The sequence below is a fragment of the Candidatus Defluviibacterium haderslevense genome, from assembly GCA_016712225.1.
Lineage (GTDB): Bacteria > Bacteroidota > Bacteroidia > Chitinophagales > Saprospiraceae > Vicinibacter > Vicinibacter haderslevensis.
On sequence record JADJRL010000003.1, the window covers coordinates 633,719 to 654,263 of the forward strand.

General features: G+C 33.1%; 15 protein-coding genes and 1 pseudogene. 5 read left to right on the top strand and 11 right to left on the bottom strand.

Going from position 1 to position 20,545, the window contains the following annotated elements:
* Positions 1-95: 95 nt before the first annotated feature.
* The 3 genes from IPK88_02710 to IPK88_02720 all read left to right on the top strand — a co-directional run bounded on the left by IPK88_02710 (position 96) and on the right by IPK88_02720 (position 3,721).
* On the top strand, positions 96-773 hold the full coding sequence (locus IPK88_02710; protein ID MBK8242312.1) for a response regulator transcription factor: 678 nt from the start codon (positions 96-98) through the stop codon (positions 771-773).
* A gap of 7 nt (positions 774-780) precedes the next feature.
* Entirely contained in the window at positions 781-2,160 is a 1,380-nt protein-coding gene (locus IPK88_02715; GenBank protein ID MBK8242313.1) for a HAMP domain-containing protein, read from the top strand.
* Positions 2,161-2,368: 208 nt separating this feature from the next.
* Positions 2,369-3,721: a vanadium-dependent haloperoxidase gene (locus tag IPK88_02720; protein ID MBK8242314.1), complete on the top strand. Its 1,353-nt coding sequence runs from the start codon at positions 2,369-2,371 to the stop codon at positions 3,719-3,721.
* A gap of 5 nt (positions 3,722-3,726) precedes the next feature.
* Here IPK88_02720 and IPK88_02725 read toward each other — a convergent pair whose 3' ends face one another.
* The 4 genes from IPK88_02725 to IPK88_02740 all read right to left on the bottom strand — a co-directional run bounded on the left by IPK88_02725 (position 3,727) and on the right by IPK88_02740 (position 8,216).
* Positions 3,727-4,143 (bottom strand): hypothetical protein, encoded by a 417-nt coding sequence (locus IPK88_02725; protein ID MBK8242315.1) that lies wholly within the window; start codon positions 4,141-4,143, stop codon positions 3,727-3,729.
* A gap of 112 nt (positions 4,144-4,255) precedes the next feature.
* A complete protein-coding gene (locus IPK88_02730; GenBank protein MBK8242316.1) occupies positions 4,256-5,794 on the bottom strand; it encodes a phosphatase PAP2 family protein in 1,539 nt (512 codons plus the stop codon).
* Positions 5,795-5,800: 6 nt separating this feature from the next.
* Positions 5,801-6,736, bottom strand: coding sequence for a transporter (locus tag IPK88_02735; protein MBK8242317.1), 936 nt, complete (start codon positions 6,734-6,736; stop codon positions 5,801-5,803).
* 49 nt (positions 6,737-6,785) lie between these two features.
* A complete protein-coding gene (locus IPK88_02740) occupies positions 6,786-8,216 on the bottom strand; it encodes a vanadium-dependent haloperoxidase (GenBank protein MBK8242318.1) in 1,431 nt (476 codons plus the stop codon).
* A 305-nt stretch (positions 8,217-8,521) separates the two neighbouring features.
* On the opposite strand from IPK88_02740, the gene IPK88_02745 reads away from it, so the two are divergent.
* Positions 8,522-9,220 carry a response regulator transcription factor gene (locus IPK88_02745; protein ID MBK8242319.1) on the top strand — a complete coding sequence of 233 codons (699 nt, stop codon included), beginning with the start codon at positions 8,522-8,524 and terminating at the stop codon, positions 9,218-9,220.
* A 3-nt stretch (positions 9,221-9,223) separates the two neighbouring features.
* Here IPK88_02745 and IPK88_02750 read toward each other — a convergent pair whose 3' ends face one another.
* The 6 genes and pseudogenes from IPK88_02750 to IPK88_02775 form a co-directional block, all read right to left on the bottom strand.
* Complete coding sequence (locus IPK88_02750) at positions 9,224-11,908, bottom strand: response regulator (protein MBK8242320.1); 2,685 nt, start codon at positions 11,906-11,908, stop codon at positions 9,224-9,226.
* Between the two features lie 118 nt (positions 11,909-12,026).
* Positions 12,027-12,662: a ribonuclease H family protein gene (locus tag IPK88_02755; GenBank protein ID MBK8242321.1), complete on the bottom strand. Its 636-nt coding sequence runs from the start codon at positions 12,660-12,662 to the stop codon at positions 12,027-12,029.
* Positions 12,613-13,056: pseudogene (locus tag IPK88_02760) on the bottom strand (GxxExxY protein). Before IPK88_02760 ends, IPK88_02755 begins: the two are co-directional and overlap by 50 nt.
* 199 nt (positions 13,057-13,255) lie before the next feature.
* Positions 13,256-13,684 (bottom strand): phosphoheptose isomerase, encoded by a 429-nt coding sequence (locus tag IPK88_02765; protein ID MBK8242322.1) that lies wholly within the window; start codon positions 13,682-13,684, stop codon positions 13,256-13,258.
* 65 nt (positions 13,685-13,749) lie between these two features.
* On the bottom strand, positions 13,750-15,762 hold the full coding sequence (locus IPK88_02770) for a S9 family peptidase (protein ID MBK8242323.1): 2,013 nt from the start codon (positions 15,760-15,762) through the stop codon (positions 13,750-13,752).
* A gap of 57 nt (positions 15,763-15,819) precedes the next feature.
* The gene (locus IPK88_02775) at positions 15,820-16,137 is read right to left on the bottom strand and encodes a DUF3467 domain-containing protein (GenBank protein ID MBK8242324.1); all 318 of its coding nucleotides are present in this window, start codon (positions 16,135-16,137) and stop codon (positions 15,820-15,822) included.
* A 223-nt stretch (positions 16,138-16,360) separates the two neighbouring features.
* Between IPK88_02775 and IPK88_02780 the strand changes: the two genes are divergently transcribed.
* Positions 16,361-19,147 (top strand): TonB-dependent receptor, encoded by a 2,787-nt coding sequence (locus IPK88_02780; GenBank protein MBK8242325.1) that lies wholly within the window; start codon positions 16,361-16,363, stop codon positions 19,145-19,147.
* Between the two features lie 26 nt (positions 19,148-19,173).
* Here the strand turns inward: IPK88_02780 and IPK88_02785 are convergent, their stop codons facing one another.
* Positions 19,174-20,511, bottom strand: coding sequence for a DUF2029 domain-containing protein (locus IPK88_02785; GenBank protein ID MBK8242326.1), 1,338 nt, complete (start codon positions 20,509-20,511; stop codon positions 19,174-19,176).
* Positions 20,512-20,545 lie beyond the last annotated feature (34 nt).

The following is a 20,545-nucleotide window of genomic DNA, read 5'->3' on the forward strand; positions in this document are numbered from 1 at the left end:
ACCCTTTAGAATGGTATTAGAATCTCATTAGAATTTGAGCCATATTCCTATATCTTTACTTTAAAGCCTATATTTGTTACTTATCTCTAAAAATAATGCGAATCTTACTCATTGAGGACGAACCAAAGACCGTACAAAGCTTAAAACAAGGCTTTGAAGAAAATCAAATGGAAGTTGATTTTGCATATGATGGCTATACCGGCAAATTACTTGCAGAAAGAAATACTTATGACATCATTGTTACTGATATTATTATTCCGCATACGAATGGCGTTGAATTGTGTAGACTTTTTAGGCAAAAAGGGTTGATCACTCCAATCATAATGCTCTCTGCCCTTGATACTTTAGAAGATAAAATTATTGGTTTAGAGGCCGGAGCAGATGATTACGTTGTTAAGCCTTTTGAATTCAGAGAGCTGTTGGCTCGAATTAAAGCTATAAGTCGCAGAGGAAGCGAATTGACTTCTGTATCGAACCGTTTGAATTATGCGACATTGGAACTCAATCTCCATACCAAAAAAGTAACCCGGGAAGACAAAACCATTGAATTGACTGCAAAAGAATTTGCCCTACTCGAGTACTTTATGCGCAATAAGGAAAAAGTAGTTTCTAAAGCGGAAATCTTTGAACACGTGTGGGATATTAATTTTGAAACTGGCACAAACGTTGTAGAGGTATATGTCAACTACCTTCGAAATAAAATTGATAAAGGATTCAACCATAAATTAATTCACAATAAATTTGGGGTAGGATATATACTCAAATTGAATTAATCAACTTATGCAAATTCGTACTAAACTCACGCTGTGGTTTATTTTATTGGTTGCATTTTTACTACAGGCCTCCTTGTATTTTATCTACTATAAATTCAAAGATTATACTGAAGATGAGTTTTATACTGGTTTAAAATCAAAAGCCTTTATGACTGCTGAAATGGTGATCAATAATGATAAAGAATTAGCTCCAATCATTCGCCATTCTGATGAGTCAGAAATTATTCAGATGCCAGTTCGTGAGAATTTTATCATCTATAACCAGAGGCTCGAAAAAGTTTATTCCTTTAGCCCCCAGCATGGGGATAATGTACCTGAACATACACTTCAGCAAATTATTTCAAAAGGTGAATTGAGATTTAAACATGGCCCATTAAACGCATTAGGAATCTACTATCCCAATAAATACAACAAACAATTCATCATTATATCTGAAGGTATTATTGATTTACATAATTTAAATAACTTAAAAACGATATTAATCATAGATTTTTTAATTATCCTTTTATTTGTATCACTTTTCGGGTGGTTTTTTGCAGGTAGAGCCATGCAACCTGTTGCAAACATTATGAATCAAATTGACCGAATTTTACCATCGGATCTGAGTCAACGACTTGTAGAATCAAAAAACAAAGATGAATTATCTAGGCTTAGTATGACTTTTAATCAATTGTTGGATCGAATCCAAGAAGCATTTAAAATTCAAAAAAGTTTCTTATCTAATATTTCACACGAACTTAAAAATCCATTAACTGTTATTACATCACAGATTGAAGTCATCCTTTCTAAAGATAGAAATGCAGAAGCCTATCATCAAACTTTAGCATCAGTTTTAGAAGATGTCAAAGCATTAAATATAGTATCCGATCAATTGATGCAATTAGCTCGGCTCTCATCCAATAGTAATGAAATAATTTTTGATGAATTAAGAGTGGATGATGTGATTTGGCAAGCCCGAGAGCAGGTTATGAAAAATCATTCGGACTATAAAGTTTTATTTCAAACCAATGATTTTCCAGATAATCCGGAAAAAATGCAAATCATGGGAAGTGCCAATTTGCTAAGAACAGCACTTATTAACTTAATGGACAATGGTTGTAAATTTTCTCCGGATCACACGGTACACGTTTTCCTAGGTTTTAATAAAAATAATCATTTATATGTAGTGGTTCAGGATCATGGCCCAGGAATTTCTGATGAAGAGCGACAACTCATTTTTGAACCTTTTTATAGAAGCTCAAAAACCAACACCATTAAAGGATCAGGAATTGGATTGTCTTTAGTAAAAAGTATTGTCAAAATACATCATGCAGTATTGACAGTAGAAACCCAAGAGCATCAAGGAACCTCTTTTATCATTACCTTTAATAAGTCGTCAGAAGATTAAGAAAAATTTGATAACTTGAACAGATTTAATATGACCAAAAGCGTTGACAACTATTAAAGAATCGAACTAATAATTAGAAAAAAACAAATCTAACTGGTACTTTTCTAATGTAATTCTAATGAAATTATTATTTCTATTAAACACTTAACCCATACTTTTGTTCGAAACCATAATAAAGCCAAATGTGATTTATTTCCTAAGAAATAAAATGAGAATACAATTCATTTCTATAATTTCTATAGGATTGTTATGGGCATTGTCATGTTCGAAAGAAAAGATGCCATCCTTTGATTCAGACGCCCAAGTAACTCAAATTATCCAAAAATGGAACAACTTATTTTTGGATTTGGATCGAAATACGCCTAATTACCGACCGCCCTTAGCTGCCCGAAGTTTTGCATACATTTCACTGATTGCATATGAAACGGCGATTCCAACTATTGATCAATATAGATCTATGTCAGGTCTGCTAAATGGACTGAACCTAACAGCCATACAAAGTCCTGTTAATTATAATTTAGTTGACGCTTTAAATGCCTCTTATGCTAAAAGTTTTAGGTATTTTTTTAGTTCTGCGCCAATTGAAGAAATTGACAAAATAACCCAGTTAGAAAAATACTTTAATACTTCGAGTTCAAAACATGCATCCATTAATTACAGCGATTCTTCCGTGATTTATGCGAATAGGTTAACTGATGCTATCATTTTCTGGTCTTCACAGGATCTAAGAGGTGATCGAGCGGATTTTCATTTATACGATTCATGTTATAAAATGGAGGACAAACCCGGTATTTGGCGGTCGCCTAAACTTCACCCGTCATTACCCATATTACCCCATTGGGGTGAAGTGCGACCGTTTGTCATTGATCCAAGCATGTTTAAAGTAAATCCACCTATGGATTATTCCATAGATAAATCTTCTCAAATGTACAAGGAGGCTATTGAAGTGTATTCAATGTCTCAACCACTCAGTGAAGAAAACAAGTGGATCTCTGAATTTTGGAGTGATGATCATCATGGTTTAACTTTTACCCCTTCAACCAGATGGGTATCTATTACAAATCAAGTGATCAAATTAACAAAACCAAATATAGGGAAACAATTAGAATCTTACTTAAAAGTAGGTCTTGCACTTTGTGATGCTGGTATTATAGTTTGGAAAACCAAGTATAAATATAAACGTGAAAGGCCAATAGAATATATCAATCGTGTTATTAATAGCCGTTGGGAATCTTATCACGATAGTCCACCCTTTCCCACATATCCTTCAGGACACTCAGCATTTGGGGCTTCAGCTGCACAGGTTTTAAGTCAATTATACGGTAATGAATTTGCTTTTACTGACTTCAGTCATGCAGACCGAAGAGAATTTAATGGAAATCCCAGATCATTCAATTCTTTTTATGATATGGCGAAAGAAAATGCCTTTTCACGTATCTCTATGGGAGTTCATTATAGAAATGATTGTGAGGAAGGGTTACGAATAGGTTTTAATGTAGGAAATATAATTTCTAAAATCAATCTGCTAAAATCCAACGAAGCTTTACTCTACAACAAATGATAACATTAATATTCTTTTGAAACACAACTCGGCATTTTGCTCAGTAATTCGTTAGCTTTATCTTTCAGCAATTGATAATTTTTTGGATCTGAATATAAGCCTGAAGTATATTTATTTTGTTCTTCAAGATTGTTTTTTACATAACCACTTTTTTGTTCAGTATAATATTCAAGACCATCTTTAGCCTTTCTCAATTTAAAAGTTAAATCAGCTTTCAAACTGTCTGCTAAATCTAAGTTTAATGAATCTTGTAGTCTAATAATTTTTTGTTCCACCTGCTTTAACTTAGTCTCTACCCATTGTGTATGACATAGGTCCATAGCCAATTGTTCAGCATCTCTATTCAAATCATTCTCATTGATTTTTTTTGAGCAACTGGTTAAAAATATATAACCTATAAAAAATAATAATTGATATTTCATAAATATTTTTTTTGCAAGATAAACAATTTATTTCATTTTCAATTAGGATGTAAATTTAAAAAGGGCATGCTTTCATTACGAAAACATGCCCGCCACTTATTATAAAAAACAATTATTCAGAACCATCTGCTCTAGCTATATTAATTGCATATCCTGCAACTTTTTTACCGGTCTCCAATCCAACTTTACAATCCACTCTAAAATGAATGCCGCCATATATTCTACTATTGGATGCATCTTGCGCAAATTGATTTATGGATGCTGTCTCATTTGGAAAAATGTAAGCTAAAACTTCGGCACCTGCTGCAGAAAAAGTAGAGTGCCCAGAAATATATCCTGGAAAATTCGGAACACCTATCAGTGTTCTAAAATCTGATATGGCATTACTTGGTCTTAAACCATTGTAATAATATTTAGTATCCCAACAACTGATTCCTGCATCTTGAATTGCCATATTCATATAAGCCATTGTTCTCGCACTTCTAATTGGATTCATTTGATATTTTAAAATTAAATCTGAAGCAATTGCATTCCAATGTCCAGGAGGTGTCGATGTACTTGGTCCATCTGCCCAAAAATTAGCTATTCTTCGGGTTTCAGAAGTTGGATTTTCTGTAAAATCTTTAATCTCGTTGACATCTGCAATGAATTCAGGAGTTCCAGGTGCTGGTGGTGGTCCAGGTCGCACGGTTGCAACATCTGGGATACACCAAGGTTTTACATCTCCAAATTTTGGCAACATTCCTGGTCTAACTGGTGACTCTAAACTTCTCCAACGCCAGCCATATTTCAATTCTGCTAAAGTTGCCAATGAATCTGTAACAGCAATGGTACTTATTGCTTTACCCATATTATCTTTTTTAGCACGATCATTAATAAATTTGGCGGCAACCTGTTTTCCAATAGCTGTACCAGCATCAATATCATCTTGTGTATTCATTCCAGCCCATAGTCTTGTATTCTTTAATTCTGCTGCTTTTTCTTTTAAATAAGTCGTATCATTAGGAAACATAACGCGTAATATTCCAAGTGAAACTTCAGCAATAACTGCGTCTTCTGATGGGTAAGAAGGCAAGGTTTGTTTTGGCAAAGCAGGAATTATAGTGTTATCAACTTGATATGGTGCAGGACGATTGAAATCATATTTGTATTTCCATGCTACAATAAGTGCATCAAATTGTGCAGCACCCAAATAGGCGAAAGCACGACTTGCATAGGGTGGATTAGCAAATGGGAAATATGGATATTTTCCGGGTTCTGCAGCATTTGGAACAGGATAGGTTCCATCTGCATTTGCTGCCGGTGGTAAATTATATTTTGCAGCTAATGTTCTTGCAATTTGATTCCAACTGGCAATAGAATTAGCACCCCAAAATTCAATTGCAGTTTTTTGATCTGCTGTTACGGATGATGAAAGAGATTTCAAAGCTGCCAATGAAGCTAGATATTCAGCGCTATTTGTTTGTGCAGGCGTTGAAACGGTAATATCGGTTACATTAGTTAAGAATACCGGTTTCCATTGTCCAGCTTTTTCGTCTACATTAGAATACGTATATGCAGATGCATTTTTTTGTATATCCAATTCTTTTTCACACGCTATTAAAGCTATGATAATACAAATTCCAATTAAAAGTCCTACTTTAGTTTTCATAAAAATTTATTTTGCTACTTCAGATTTTGTTTTGTTAAATAGTTTGAATTGATATAATAATCCAATTCCAAAAGAATTTGATTTTCCAACATTTCTGCCGCTTAATGTGTGTGCTGCCATTAATATGATTCCCAAATTTTTATGAAATGGCATTCTTTGTTGAATCATTGCCCCAATTTGAGTTTGATCCATATTAGATGTTAAAAAAGGTGCGTCATTTCTACGAATGTCAACACCTCCTTGGGTATTTATCACGTTATATTGAAGTTCAACTCTGGTTGTATTTTTAAAATATCCTAAAGTCAATCCACCAGTTAATAGATTTGGCATTTTGTATTCGTTGGTTTGATAACCTTGGTCAGTGTAATAATTGGTTCTATCACCTTTGACATTGCTTCGAGCATCATATCCAACATTTGCACTTGCAAACAATCCAAAATCAGAAAACCAATTGGCCATTAAACGACTTCCAAAAGCTTTACATCCTAAGCCTAAAGACAAAGGCAAATAGTCAGCATAATAAGATCCAACCGGCAAAATTAAACCAACACTTGCCATTACTTCTAATCGATGCTTAGGATTAATTTCAAAATTAATTACTTTGCCTTTAAGCCATAGAGACAAGTCCTGAAATCCTGATTCACCTCTTAAAGTGCCTGCAGATGCTTTCGTTTTCATCCATGGAAGTCCGGCAATTAAATTCAATCTGGAATGCAATCCCAATGCAAACATTGGAGCAACCATATGTGAAGATACGGTACCAAGATTTGGGTTATCCCTATATAAAGTTCCTTCCCAATAATAATCCCAAGAACTATACTGATAAGGTACTGCAATACAAATTTCACCTTTCTTCATCATAAAAGCGTCATTTGCAGTTTGTGCTAAAACCCCATTTAGGCTCATAAAAAGCACAGTTAATAACCCATAAAATTGTTTCATTTCAATATGTTTAATTTATAAAAAAATATACTAATTAAAACCTATTACATTATTTCTTCAATGTTCCATTAAAATATCCCTGAATGACATCGTTCCATAAATACCCTGCTATATCTCGGCCCATTTTGAGGCCTGCTACATTATCTGCTTGTATATGATATCCTCCCATAACCCTTGATATTCCTGCCATATCAGCAGTTCCACTAAAAGTTGGCAAAGGAAGTGAAACAGGATCTCCTGGAGTCTCCGTTATTATACCACATATGCGATTCTCTACAATCCCAAATTTGTCACTACCTGTAAATAATTCTAACATCTTGGCACAGGCTCCACTTACCGTGCTATGTCCAGAAACATAAGCTGGAAATGGTGGAGAAACAAAATTAGCAGGTGAATAGGGATGCCAACTCTCAGCTGCTTCAGTAACAGTACCTTTATCTGGACCTCCCCAACCTTGAATTTGTTGGCCTTTATAGTAATATCTAACTAGTGTCCAAGGTCTTGAGCTATCATAAAATCGCTTTGATTCCCAACAAGCAATAAATGCATCCATTGCAGTTACTCCAACAGCAAAAAATAATTTTACATCTTTATCTAAATCATTATGATCTCTGATCGAAACCATTTGTGCGAATCTCAACCAATGTCCTGCCTGACCTGTAGATCTTGGACCGTCACGCATAAATTCAATGGTTGCTTTTCGATTATGATCCAAATTGGCATTAATTGCCATGACTTCATCTACTTCATTTTTCATCTGTTCGGATCCAACTTTTGGAGGAGCAGGAGCTCTGAATTGAGAAGAACTTTTTAAACCAAAAGGCTTTACTCTATACCAAAAAGGGGTTAAAAAATTCACTAAAAAAGTGTCCCCATTCGATTTTACAAATGGCAGTGGGTGCCAGCGATCTGGATCAACCACTTTCTTGTAAGTATTTATAGCATTATAAAAAGTGTAATCAGAAAATGGTTCTCCATTTCCTCCCGGTTCATTTCCAAGCTGATTCGAACCATCATTATGTCTAAATTCAATTATGGATTTAGCAACTAAATTACCAATACCTTCGGGTTTTGTGCGGTCCAACGTTTTATTTTCTGGTTTATAACCCATTTTAACAAATTCTGCAGTGATGTATTTAGCATCATCCTTATACTGATCCATTAAAACTCGATAAATAGCATAACTAATGGCTATTTCCTTATTTTTTTGGGTTCTCTCAGCTGCCGGTCTTCTTAGTTTGCCACCAAATTGGGTTCCAATAGCTTTAGCATCGTATGCTGCCCAGGCATCATATATGGTATTAACAACAATTCCCAACTGTCGGGATTGAACTGTCGGCTTTGCACCAACCCTATCAACATCATTCGCAGTTACTTCCAATGCTATGTCAAGCCATTTATAAGCTATTGAATTTTTAGGATCGGCAACTAAATTAGAAACGGGAGTAGCGTAAATGCTATAAGTGGCAACAAAAAGCATAACACCAATTTTAATACATAGTTTTTTCATTTTAAGTGGTTTAAGTATATAATTTTAATAATTGTTTTTAAATTCCCTAAATAACAAAGGAGGGTTCCCATCCCTCCTTTATATCATGAAAGTAAATTTTTATTTATCAAACCAAATTCTTGTCTTTTGACCTTACAAAGATATGTTGCGCTATAATCTATCCATTTATGAATACATGAAGAAAGGCATATTATTGATGAATCCAGTAAAATGATTGACGAAATGAAATCCAATAATGGCATAATTTGTGATACTGTATGTATTAAATCCTTTTTATGGGACTAAAATGCTTGATTATTGATGATGATCCTATGATATGTGATCTTGTCAAATATTTTTGCACTAAAATAAAAGAAATTGAATATTGTATTTCAGCTGGTACGGGGAGAGATGGTTTAGAATTATTATCTTCACAAGCAATTGATTTGGTTTTCCTGGATTATAATCTACCCGATATGAAAGGTCAGGGCTTACTTGAATTAAAACAAAACGCCCTGCCAGTGATAATGGTTACTTCTGAGACTGACTTTGCAACTAAATCTTACGAATACCATGATATCATAGACTATTTAGTTAAACCTATTTCATTTGACCGTTTTCAAAAGGGCATAAATAAAGCCCTTGGAAAATTGGATAGTCAAATAAAACAGAACTTAAAAAACACTAAAGAAGCCCTGTTTGTAAAGGATGGCAATAAATGGGTCAGGATACATTTCTCAAGTTTATTATTCTTAAAATCTGAAGAAAATTATGTAGCATTTGTAACTGCAGAAAAAACCACTCTGAGTTTGATCACATTAAAGGAGTTAGAATCAAAATTACCCAATCATTTCTTAAAAGTTCATCGTTCATATATTGTTAACTTAAATAAAATTGAAGTGTTAACAACTGATGAATTAATCATCAATAAAACAACTATACCTATAGGTCAAACTTATCGAAAAGAGGTTATGGAATACATTAACAGAACATAACATCTATAACCATTTCTTCAATTCATTTTCAAAAAACATTTCACATTGGTGCATTTTAACTTGGATGTCACTATTAGTTGATTCAAGCTGTTTAGAATTTACAAATGGCTCAAACTTAATCATAATCAATTGATTTTCCAACTTAATCAAATTAAATCGGCGAAGACTATTTGCCAACTTATGCACCACAGCATCTTTCATTCCTATATCTCGTGATAAAATGGCTTTAGACAATTGCTCGCGCGCATCCTTCCATTCATTGATTAATAATTTTAGTGCCGATAAAATCAAGGCAGGATCATAATCATAATCCTTATATAATACTTCTAAAGTTGGTATCTGAAATCCCATGTGAGTAAATGCATACTCAATTTCAGAAATCATTTTATCCGGGCTGATCGGCTTTTGTATCACCATATCCAAAAGATAATGGCTTGACTTTAAAACGGCATCTATATCATGATGTCCCGTTACTGCAATAAAGAGTCCATCTTGTTTTTTATAACTGAATATCTGTTCAAATAAATCAAAGAGGGAAACATTTTCCAACCAGAAATCTGTAATAATTAAGTCATACTTTTGATCAACCGCCAATTCACCAATTTCAAGAGATTTTGATAATTGTTTTATTGTGTTATGTCCATTTTCAAATATTCGTTGATAAAGCATTCTTAATTGAGGATCATCTTCAATAATTAAAATGGATCTTGGGATTTCAAAAAAAGAAACTTGGGCTTCTTTTGAAATTGTATTTGAATCCGGATTATTAATAGATTCTAGTGTTATTTCAAAAGAGAATATCGAACCTTCTCCAAAAGTAGAATCCAACTTCAATGTGCTACCAAATAATTCCAAAAGCTGGACCACGATCGGCAATCCTAAACCAGCACCCGACTCGTTTTTTAAATAATCTTGCCTGTTCTCCTTTTGAAACCGCTCCAATATTAATTTATAATTCTCAAGCCGAATTCCAATACCACTATCTTTTACCTGAATCAATAAAAAGACACTATGATCGTTTTTGATTTCATTTTTGATATTAAGCTCAACATGTCCATATTCAGGTGTGAATTTAATGGCATTAGAAATTAAGTTGGACAATACTTGACTAAAACGCAAGGCGTCCAAGTTTACCCATAAATTTTTTAGTGACTCATCACAAATTAACTTAAAACTAATTTTTTTGGATACCGCTTCAAAAATATAACTTTTATAAATTTTATTTATTAAGTCATAAAATTGAAGAGGCTCATTCTGCAATTGAATTTTACCTTCCTTTAATTTAGAAAAATCCAATATATCATTTACTAAAGATAGTAAATTGTGCGTGCTAAATTTTAATGTTTCGATAAATGGCAACTGATTAGTTCTAGGATTATTATCTTCAAGCAATCGCGTCATACCAACAATAGAATGCAGTGGATTTCTGATCTCATGACTCATATTTTCCAAAAATAATTCCTTAGACTTATTGGCACTTTCTGCTGATGCCTTTGCATCGGCCAACGATTGAATATTCTGTTGTAAGGTCGAAGACATGGCTTGGAAGGTATTGGCTAACAAACCAATTTCATCATTTCGATTCAAGGGGAGATCCGAAACCGATAAACTGTTCGGAAAACTAATCATGGATTTAGTAATTGACTCTAACCCATTTGTTTGTTTGCGCATCCAAAACAATGCTAAAAAAACCAACAATAAAATAATAATTAGTGTGATTACAAAGACGGACCATTGCCAATCATAAAATGGTGATAAGATCACATCCTTAGCTGCACCAAGACAGATATATAATGAATAATTACTCCGAGGATAATTAATTTTTTTAAAATAATAAATATGTGTTTTTGTATCAACGGACTTTATTTCATTACCTATTGTAGTTAAAAAATCTAATGGTAATTTAAATTCCAAAGGTGCATAAGGCAATTTTGCATATTCAAATCCAAACTCTTTAGTAGAATCGGGATGAATTATGAAATGACCAATATCATTAAAAAGGTATAATTCCGAATTCGAGTGAACGCTCTTTTTAAAATGTTCGAAAAAATTATTTAATATCGTATTCAGGATGATGATTCCTTCCACTCTTCCATTTACGTACAATGGACATGCCGCTCTTAAGGTTGGCATAATGGGGTAACTTATTTTACCATACTCTTTATTCAAATCTATTTCTGAAAAATACACTGAATCCTTAGGCAGTAATATGGTTTCTCTAAAATAAGCACTTGAACCTTTTCTTTGTAATGCATCTGACGGAACAATAAAAATATGTCCTTTCAAACGATCCGTTCGAATTTTCTCCAATCCTAAAGAATCATTGGCAATAAATCTCAACTGACCATAATCTGGTTTAGTGGATAAAAAAGAAAAGTAATCATTAGATAATTTAACTTTATTGAACTCCCTTTGTGCACTATTTGGTGCTATAAGATAATCATTCAAATATGGACTTCTCGATAAATACAAAATGTCTTGTCTGATTTGTTCAATATAAGAAATAAATCTTACATCCAATACCTCCAGATCATGTTCCAATTGTTGGATGGATGAATTGACAATTATTGCAGAACTTTTTCTATATAAAAAATACCCAATGAGTGCCGATGATACAACTATTAATATAATATAAACTATTGCATTTTTTAATGCAAGTGAAACAAATTTTGGTTTATAATCGGACATTGTTTTAACTTACAATTAAGCAAGATTTATAATTAATTTATTGAATCTACAAAGATACAGCTCTTCAAAGATAATCAAATTTGTATATAATATTCATTAAAAGTCATTGATTTATTGATTATTTACGACCGAAGTCGGCAGGAATTTCGCCCCATCTTTCTGTTTCCCATTTCACAATAGGATTTAAAAAAGTATTCTGATTGAGCCATAATGTAGCTCTTTGGAGTAATTCTTTGATAGGCTGATTTGCAGAAACAAATTCTAATTTAGTGTTAGCTTTTTTTCTTTTAACCCAGCTCATTGCTGTTTTGGAATCTGTAAAAATAGTAGCAGTAGAATTATTCTGTTTTTTTAGTAAAGCTAATGCATGAACGATGGCCAAAAACTCGCCAATATTATTAGTTCCCATTTTTAATGGACCCACCAAAAATAGGACATCCCTATTATATGGATCTACTCCCTGGTATTCCATATCTCCTGGATTCCCTGAACATGCAGCATCTACAGCTATACTTCCTTGTGGAACAAATGGTTTCCAATCTTCAAATTCGCTACTTGATGATGTTCTGGGTAATGAATGTTTGGGAGTCCCAAGATAATAGGCGTCTTCTGCTTCTTGTTTGGTTAAAAAAGACTTATACTTAGCATTTGGATAACCTTTAACTTGCTGGAGACAATCAGCCCAAGAAGTAAAAATTCCGGTATTATTTCCTTCCCAAACGACATAAAATTTTGTTTTTTCCTTTTTTGACATTATTAACTATATGGCGTTTAAAGCACAATTCTTTTGTAGTTTTCAATTTGAGTTCACCAAAATTAACAATCAATGCTAATTTATTCTGAGAAACTTTTAAATAATTAATGGCTTGTGCAACAAATTCATCCGCTATACCTGTAACTCCCTTTACTTCCAAAATAATAGTTCCGTTCACGATGAAATCCGCATAAAATTAATGTGTTAATATGATTCCTGTATAATTAACTTCATATATCTTTTCTCTCTCAAATTCAATACCTGCATTTCTAAACTCATACTCTAATTCATCTTTGTAAACGATTTCTAAAAATCCAGCTCCAAGGTTGTTATGTACTTCCATGCATAAACCTATAATTTGATAACTTTCAGCTTGATAAATTAGTGTGTCCATAGTGCTGATACTTTGATGTTTGATATATTATTTTTACTTTAGTGACAATTTAATAGCCTAAAATTTTTAGCCACTAATGCACGAATAATTACCTATCCCATTTGTGTATTCGTGTCTATAGTTTCTATATTTTTTTGCCACTAATTCACTAATAGATACTTATCAAATTCGTGCATTCGCTGCTATTTAAATTCAAGAATTAATCTTCAAATACATCACATTCAATCATTTCTTTTTTGAAAGGTGTAAACTTACCTTTAAATAAAGTACTAGCGACGACATGATTATCGATCCAATGATAATTTCCACCTCTGGGCTTGCCCATAACTATACCATGATATAAAAAATCATGTTTATTTAACCATTCTTCGGTGATTTTCCTCAAAGATTCTGTGCGACTGGTAAAAAAATAAATTCTATGACCTTCATTATACCATCGATTGATGTATTGTTGTGCATCAACATATGGTAACACGATTTTCATTCGTTCCGGATCCTCATTTGGAACGTCATCACAGATGGTTCCATCAATATCAATCAAGTAATTTTTTATTCCTGGTGCAAGTACCGGGCTTAAAGAATGACCTTCAGCATCAGTCAATAAATTTAGCTTGTTTGTTTCATCCATACCATCACAGCCTAAATAAAAAAATAAATGCAAAATATTTTTACGATTTATTTCTTACAAATCTATTATTTCAAATACTTATCTAACCAATTGTAAAACTCTCTTTGCCACAACAAACCATTCTGTGGTGATTGGATCCAATGGCCCTCTTCAGGAAACAATACAAGACGACTTGGTATACCTTTTAACTGAGCAGCTTGATAAGCTTGCAGACCTTCACTAACAGGAACCCTAAAATCTTTTTCTCCATGCATTACCAATAATGGAGTATCCCAGTTTTGTACAAACCGGTGTGGAGAGAATTGTTCATATTGTTTTTTATATTGTTGTTCCCAATAGGGTCCACCAATATCATAATTTGCGAACCACATCTCCTCCGTTGTGCCATACCAACTCTCAATATTGAACATTCCACAATGGGAAATAAAACATTTAAATCTTTTATTATGATGACCAGCTAAATAATAAACTGAATATCCTCCAAAACTTGCACCAACTGCTCCTAATTTATCCTTATCTACATACGATTCCTTACATGCATCATCTATGGCACTAAGATAATCTTTCATACATTGTCCACCCCAATCTTTGGAGATAGCCAAATTCCATTCTTGGCCAAAGCCTGGCATTCCGCGACGACATGGAGCAACAATTATATATCCATTGGAGGCCATTAATTCCAAATTCCAACGATAAGAAAAAAATTGGCTCACTGTAGATTGAGGTCCTCCTTGACAATATAATAGGGTTGGGTATTTTTTTGAAGGATTAAAATCGGGTGGTTTAATAATCCACACCAGCATATCTTTGCCATCCGTGGTCTTAATCATTTTTTGTTGTACATCTGCTTTTTTTATCTGACTCCAATAGCTCGTGTTAACATTCGTTATTTGTTTGGATTCTCCAGTTCCTGTATTTACATTGAAAATTTCAACAGGTTGTGTCATTGAACACTTCGTAGCAATTAATCCCTTATTAGAAATAATAAAGCTATTATAATCGTGTATCCCGTTTGTGATTTGTTTTACTTTGGCAGATGCAATTTCCTGCATCATTAATTGTTTACAACCTTTAATTGCACTTATAAAATAAATACTTTTTTGATCTAATGAAAACACTGCATTTTCGGCATCGTTATCAAAATTCTTACTTAAATTTTGAATTTTATTATTACTCAGATCATAATATGTAATACTATTTTTATCAGCTTCATAACCTGGCGTATACATACTATTCCAGATTAAAAATTTGCCATCTGATGAAAATACCGGATTCTTATCATAACCCAAATTAGTTACACTTAAATTCTTCGTTATTTTAGATTGAATATCATAAAGATAAATATCTGAATTGGTACTTAAAGAATATGCTTTACCAATTAGCTTTCTACAGCTATAAGCAATGTAACGTCCATCAGTACTTACTGCAATCTGTTCAATACCGTCATTGGGCTCAGTGGGAGCCTCAAAAGCCTCATTCACTATATTCATTGGTACACCCGATAATGCGCCATCTTTATAATCAATAAAAAATACATTACTATCATGTTGATCATCCCAAGATTTCCAATGTCGATACATCAAATCATTGTAAACTCTTGCGTTTGCCAGTGGTAAATCAGGATATTGTTCTTTAGTAGTTTGTCTATATTTTACATCCGCAATAAATACTATTCTATTACCAGAAGGTGCCCACAAAAATCCATTCATTTCAAGGTCACTCAGTTTATTTTGATCAGAACCATCTGCATTCATTTCATACAATAAACCATTTAACAAAAAAGCAATTTTTTTTCCATCAGGTCTGAAGCGGGCATTATTTTCATGGCCTTCATAATTTGTAATTTTTCTAGCTAAGCCTACACCATCCGATGAAGTTAGATATAAATCTGTATTCCCTTTGTTTGCTGTTGTGTTATAATAAGTAACAGAATAAACTACTAATGATCCATCAGGTGAAACATCTTCAAGATTTACACGTCCTAATTTCCATAATGTCTCAGCAGTACAAAGTTGATTTTGAGCCATGGAATAAAATCCAATGGACATGCTTAAAAGTAATACAAAGAAATTTTTCATAATAATCCAATATTAATAATCAGCGAGAATAAATTGATAATTGCTACTAAAATAAACTTATGCCTGCGCAGTAGGGGTATTGAAGGACATTGGCGGAAAAGACGGTGGTTCAGGATCTTGGATAATCCCATATTGATTTTCAAACTTTGTTAAATTCTCAGAAATCGCCTTCATCAACCTTTTAGCATGTTGAGGTGTCAATATAATTCTTGATTTAACTTTTGCCTTTGGTACGTTTGGCATTAATCGTATAAAATCCAATACAAATTCTGAATGTGAATGTGATATAATGGCTAAATTTGAATAAATACCTTCTGAAATTTTTTCAGAAAGCTCGATATTAATTTCATTTGGATTTTTTGTTTGTTCAGACATGCTTATATTTTTATTGCAAAAATAATCGGATTCGCCACAATTCAATATAATATTTCGTTAAATTTTTAATCCAACGACATTTAAAAATCAAATAATACATAACATATTTATATAATATGAAATCCATATTGTAAAAAAATGAACAAAATAAAAAATTCCAATTTTATTGATCCATGTTAAATTAAGCATATATTTGTTTTCAAACAAACAAAACGGACCCATTATGAAAAAAGTAATACTTTATTCAGTATCTATCTTCATGCTTATTCCATTCTTTAGTGTGGCTCAAACCACAATGATCACCGGCAAAGTTTATGATTCAAAAACTGGTGACCCCCTCGTTGGGGCAAACATAGTTTTATTAAATGATGTCAAAGGTACACTAACAGATTTATCGGGAAATTATTCCATTTCTGCTACCAATAAATCGACATTAGTTATTAGCTATTTAGGATATGTAACCCAAACCTATCAATTGCAAGGAGAAACGAGTCATAATTTTAGCTTGGTAGCTGAACAAACAAATTTGGATCAGGTCATTGTTGTTGGATCTAGGAGGCCAGGCAGGATACTCATAGAAAGTACATCTCCGGTTGACATCGTTAATATCAAACAACAAACCGGTTCCACCGCAAGAATGGATTTGACATCGATACTTAATTATGCAGCTCCATCCATGAATTACAATAAACAATCAGGATCTGATGGATCTGATCATATTGAATTAGCTACACTTAGGGGTTTAGGTCCTGATCAATCACTGGTTATGATTAATGGTAAACGACGTCACCAAACGGCACTGGTTTCAGTTTTCGGAACACGAGGAAGAGGTAATTCCGGCACTGATTTGAATGCATTTCCAGCAGCTGCAATTGATCGTGTAGAAATTTTACGCGATGGAGCATCTGCTCAGTACGGTTCAGATGCAATCGCAGGTGTTATTAATTTGATACTTAAAAAAAATACCGGGGAGTTTAGTTTCAATGCTGGATATTCAGGATACTATGATAAAAAATTTAACCCTTATTTCAAAAAAGAACTTAATCAATATGTCTATGAGAAGGCTCTTGATGGACAAACCTTTGCAGCAGATGTTAATTACGGATTTGGTCTGGGAAAAGAAGGAAGTTTTGTCAATTTGACGCTCCAATATTTAGATGGTGGAAAAACCTATAGACAATCTTTGGATCAAAATTTTGATGCTGAATATGGTCTCCCTGTCAACATTTATCGAAGAGCACATGGTGATGGTTCGTTAACTTCAATTGGAGGATTTCTAAATGCTGAATATCCATTAAGTGAGAAATTAAAAATTTATAGTTTTGGTGGCTACAATCTTAAAGATGCTGATTCATATGCATTCACACGAAATTTTTCAGCAAGACCTGACCGGTTTGTAACAGACTCTATGGATCAAATCATTATCGTTAAAGACATCATTAGAAATTCTGATTCAACCGCTACTGCAAATGCGGATCAATATTATAACCCTCACATTCAAACAAAAATAAAAGACTTTTCAGCCGCAGTTGGTATTAAACGTGAATTTAAAAGTGGATGGAATTGGGATTTAAGCAATGTATCTGGCCAGAATGATTTCCACTTTTATGGGGATCAAACATTCAATGCATCATTGGGTAATCCAAATAAAAATCACTTTGATGATGGAGGATTTTCATTTTTCCAAAATACCAGTAATTTTAATGTCACCAAAGAAATTTCAGGAATACTACATGGGATGAATCTCGCTGCTGGAGCAGAATATAGAATGGAACAATATAAACTATATGCGGGTGAAGAAGCATCTTATAAAAATTATAATGATGCCAAGGCAACGGGTTCTCAAGGCTTTCCGGGATATCAACCCAATGATGCAGTCAATTCATCAAGATCTGCATCTGCTATTTATACTGACCTTGAATTTGATGTAACCAAAGCCTGGTTGGTAAACACAGCCATCCGATTGGAAAATTACAGTGACTTTGGATTTACACATAATTATAAAATTGCCTCTATTTATAAAACCAATCAGAATTTTAATATTCGTGGATCGCTTTCTACTGGATTTAGAGCTCCGTCATTACAACAAATTAATTTCTCATCTACTTTTACTACAGTTCAAGGTGGAACGATTTCCGAAGTTAAAATTGCCCCTAATGACAATATCATAACAAAGGCAGCAGGAATTCCTAAACTCAAAGAAGAAAAATCCATCAATGCTAATATTGGTTATTCATGGAAGCTCAATAATAATCTAAACATTTCTTATGATTTTTATTGGGTAAAAATAAAAGATCGTGTCGTACTATCTGGACAATTTGACGCTTCCGATAACACCCTAGACACTGCACTAACCAATGCGTTGAAAGATTTAAATGTTGGATTGGCTCAATTTTTTGCCAATGCTGTTAATACAACAAATAGAGGTATTGATATCGTTATTGATTATAATAAAAAATGTGGATCCAGCAGATATCGATTATTAACAACCGCTAACTTTCAAAGAATGAGCATTAACAAAATTAATGTCCCAAATAAACTCAATGATACAGAATCACATCAAAAACAATTCTTAAGTGATCGAGAACAGGCTTTTATTATTGCCTCAGCACCTCCTATAAAAATGGGAATCAACCTTGAATATGGTTACAAAAAATTAAATGTTGGAACTCGTTTAAGTTATTTTGGAAAGACCAAAATACTGGGATATGGACAAGATGGATTGGGTATTAATCCCACAATACCAACTGATGATGAAAGTAGGAATGTTGCTGACTCCTATCTATACAATGGAAAATGGGTTACTGACATCTACCTATCCTATTCGATTACAAAAAATATCAATTTAAATCTTGGTGCTGACAATCTGTTTAATATACATCCGGACCTAGGCGCTGTTAGCGGAGCTAAGTGGTGGGCATTCAATAATGAGACAGGTGGACCATGGGATGCGGTGCAAATGGGTGGTAATGGATTACGATTGTTTGGAAAATTAGGGCTTACATTTTAATTTCGAAAAAATATCACAGATAATTATCAAGGCGCAATAGTCATTGCGCCTTTTTTATTTCTTTTAAGTTGAATTAACTCATACATAAATACACTTAGAGTAATAAGGTATTCAATCCATTTTAAGGCACTATAATGATCAAAAAAAGTTTGATCAAATTTAATATAACTCAACACGCTCAATACTGACCATACAATACTTGTCATTGGGTATGATAACATACCTAAAGCTAATAAAGGAATCAAGTACCATGGATGTACTGTTGAAGAACATATCAAATACATAAATATTAAAATCCAAGCTGCATTTATATTAAAATCTTGAGTTCTAAAAAATATAAAATGTCTTATTAGAATAACTAATGTACCCAAAATAAAGCACACCATTAATATCAAGGATGTTAATTTTTGCCATTCGTAATTTTTTTCACTTATGAAATAATGTTCTATCAAAGAATAAAAAGATGAATTGAATTCGAACTGAACAAAAAACAATTTAATACTTGACATCAAATGATGATAAAAAGTAAACAAGAAAGGAATAAAACTTAGACAGATCACTCCAAGACCTATTAAAAATAAAATGTTTGATTTAATGTGTTTCCAGTGTAAAAAAAGTGGAACTAGTAGAATAGGAACAAGTTTAGTCATTACAGCTAATCCCAAAGTCACACCACTTTTTAGATATTCTAGTTTTAAAACAAAATAAACTGCCATCAAAGTAAAGAGTACCACAAAAGATTCTAAATGAACATTTCCATTGATCTCAGTCATAACCAATGGGTGCATAAAATAACAAATAGCCATAAATGCTGGCAAGCTTAATATGCGTAATAAACGAATAAGGAAATAAATGATCCCTCCGTCAACGCAGATTAGAATAAATTTTAATGCAAAACTAAAAAGGAACACATTCTTACCCGCAATCAATGCTCCCAGACTAAAAATAAACTGTGCAAAAGGAGGGTATACACTATAATAATTCGGCGAATTTAATAAGGGAAATATGATGGTTAGTTGTTCTTTATCAAATGGCAGATAAACGTGTGCCATAAGCTCGGAAGGTGTATATTCGAACGGATTTAATCCCATAGTCAACAAATGACCGTCCCACCAATACCGATAAATATCATCAGATAAATTAGGAAAAGAAAATAATCCTATTACGCGGATAAGAAATCCTATTTTGATCCAAAAATATAAATTGTTTGTGGATTCAATGGATTCAACGACAACATGTAAATAAAATAAAAAAGCAATAAAAAAGGGTACACAAATTGTGTCGAATTGATTCTGATCAGAAAAATAAAATAAATACGTTTGTGCTAAAATCCCAACAAGCCCAATTAGTATCTTATAAATCATCCAATTCCCTGCCTCTATTAAACAAACCTATAAC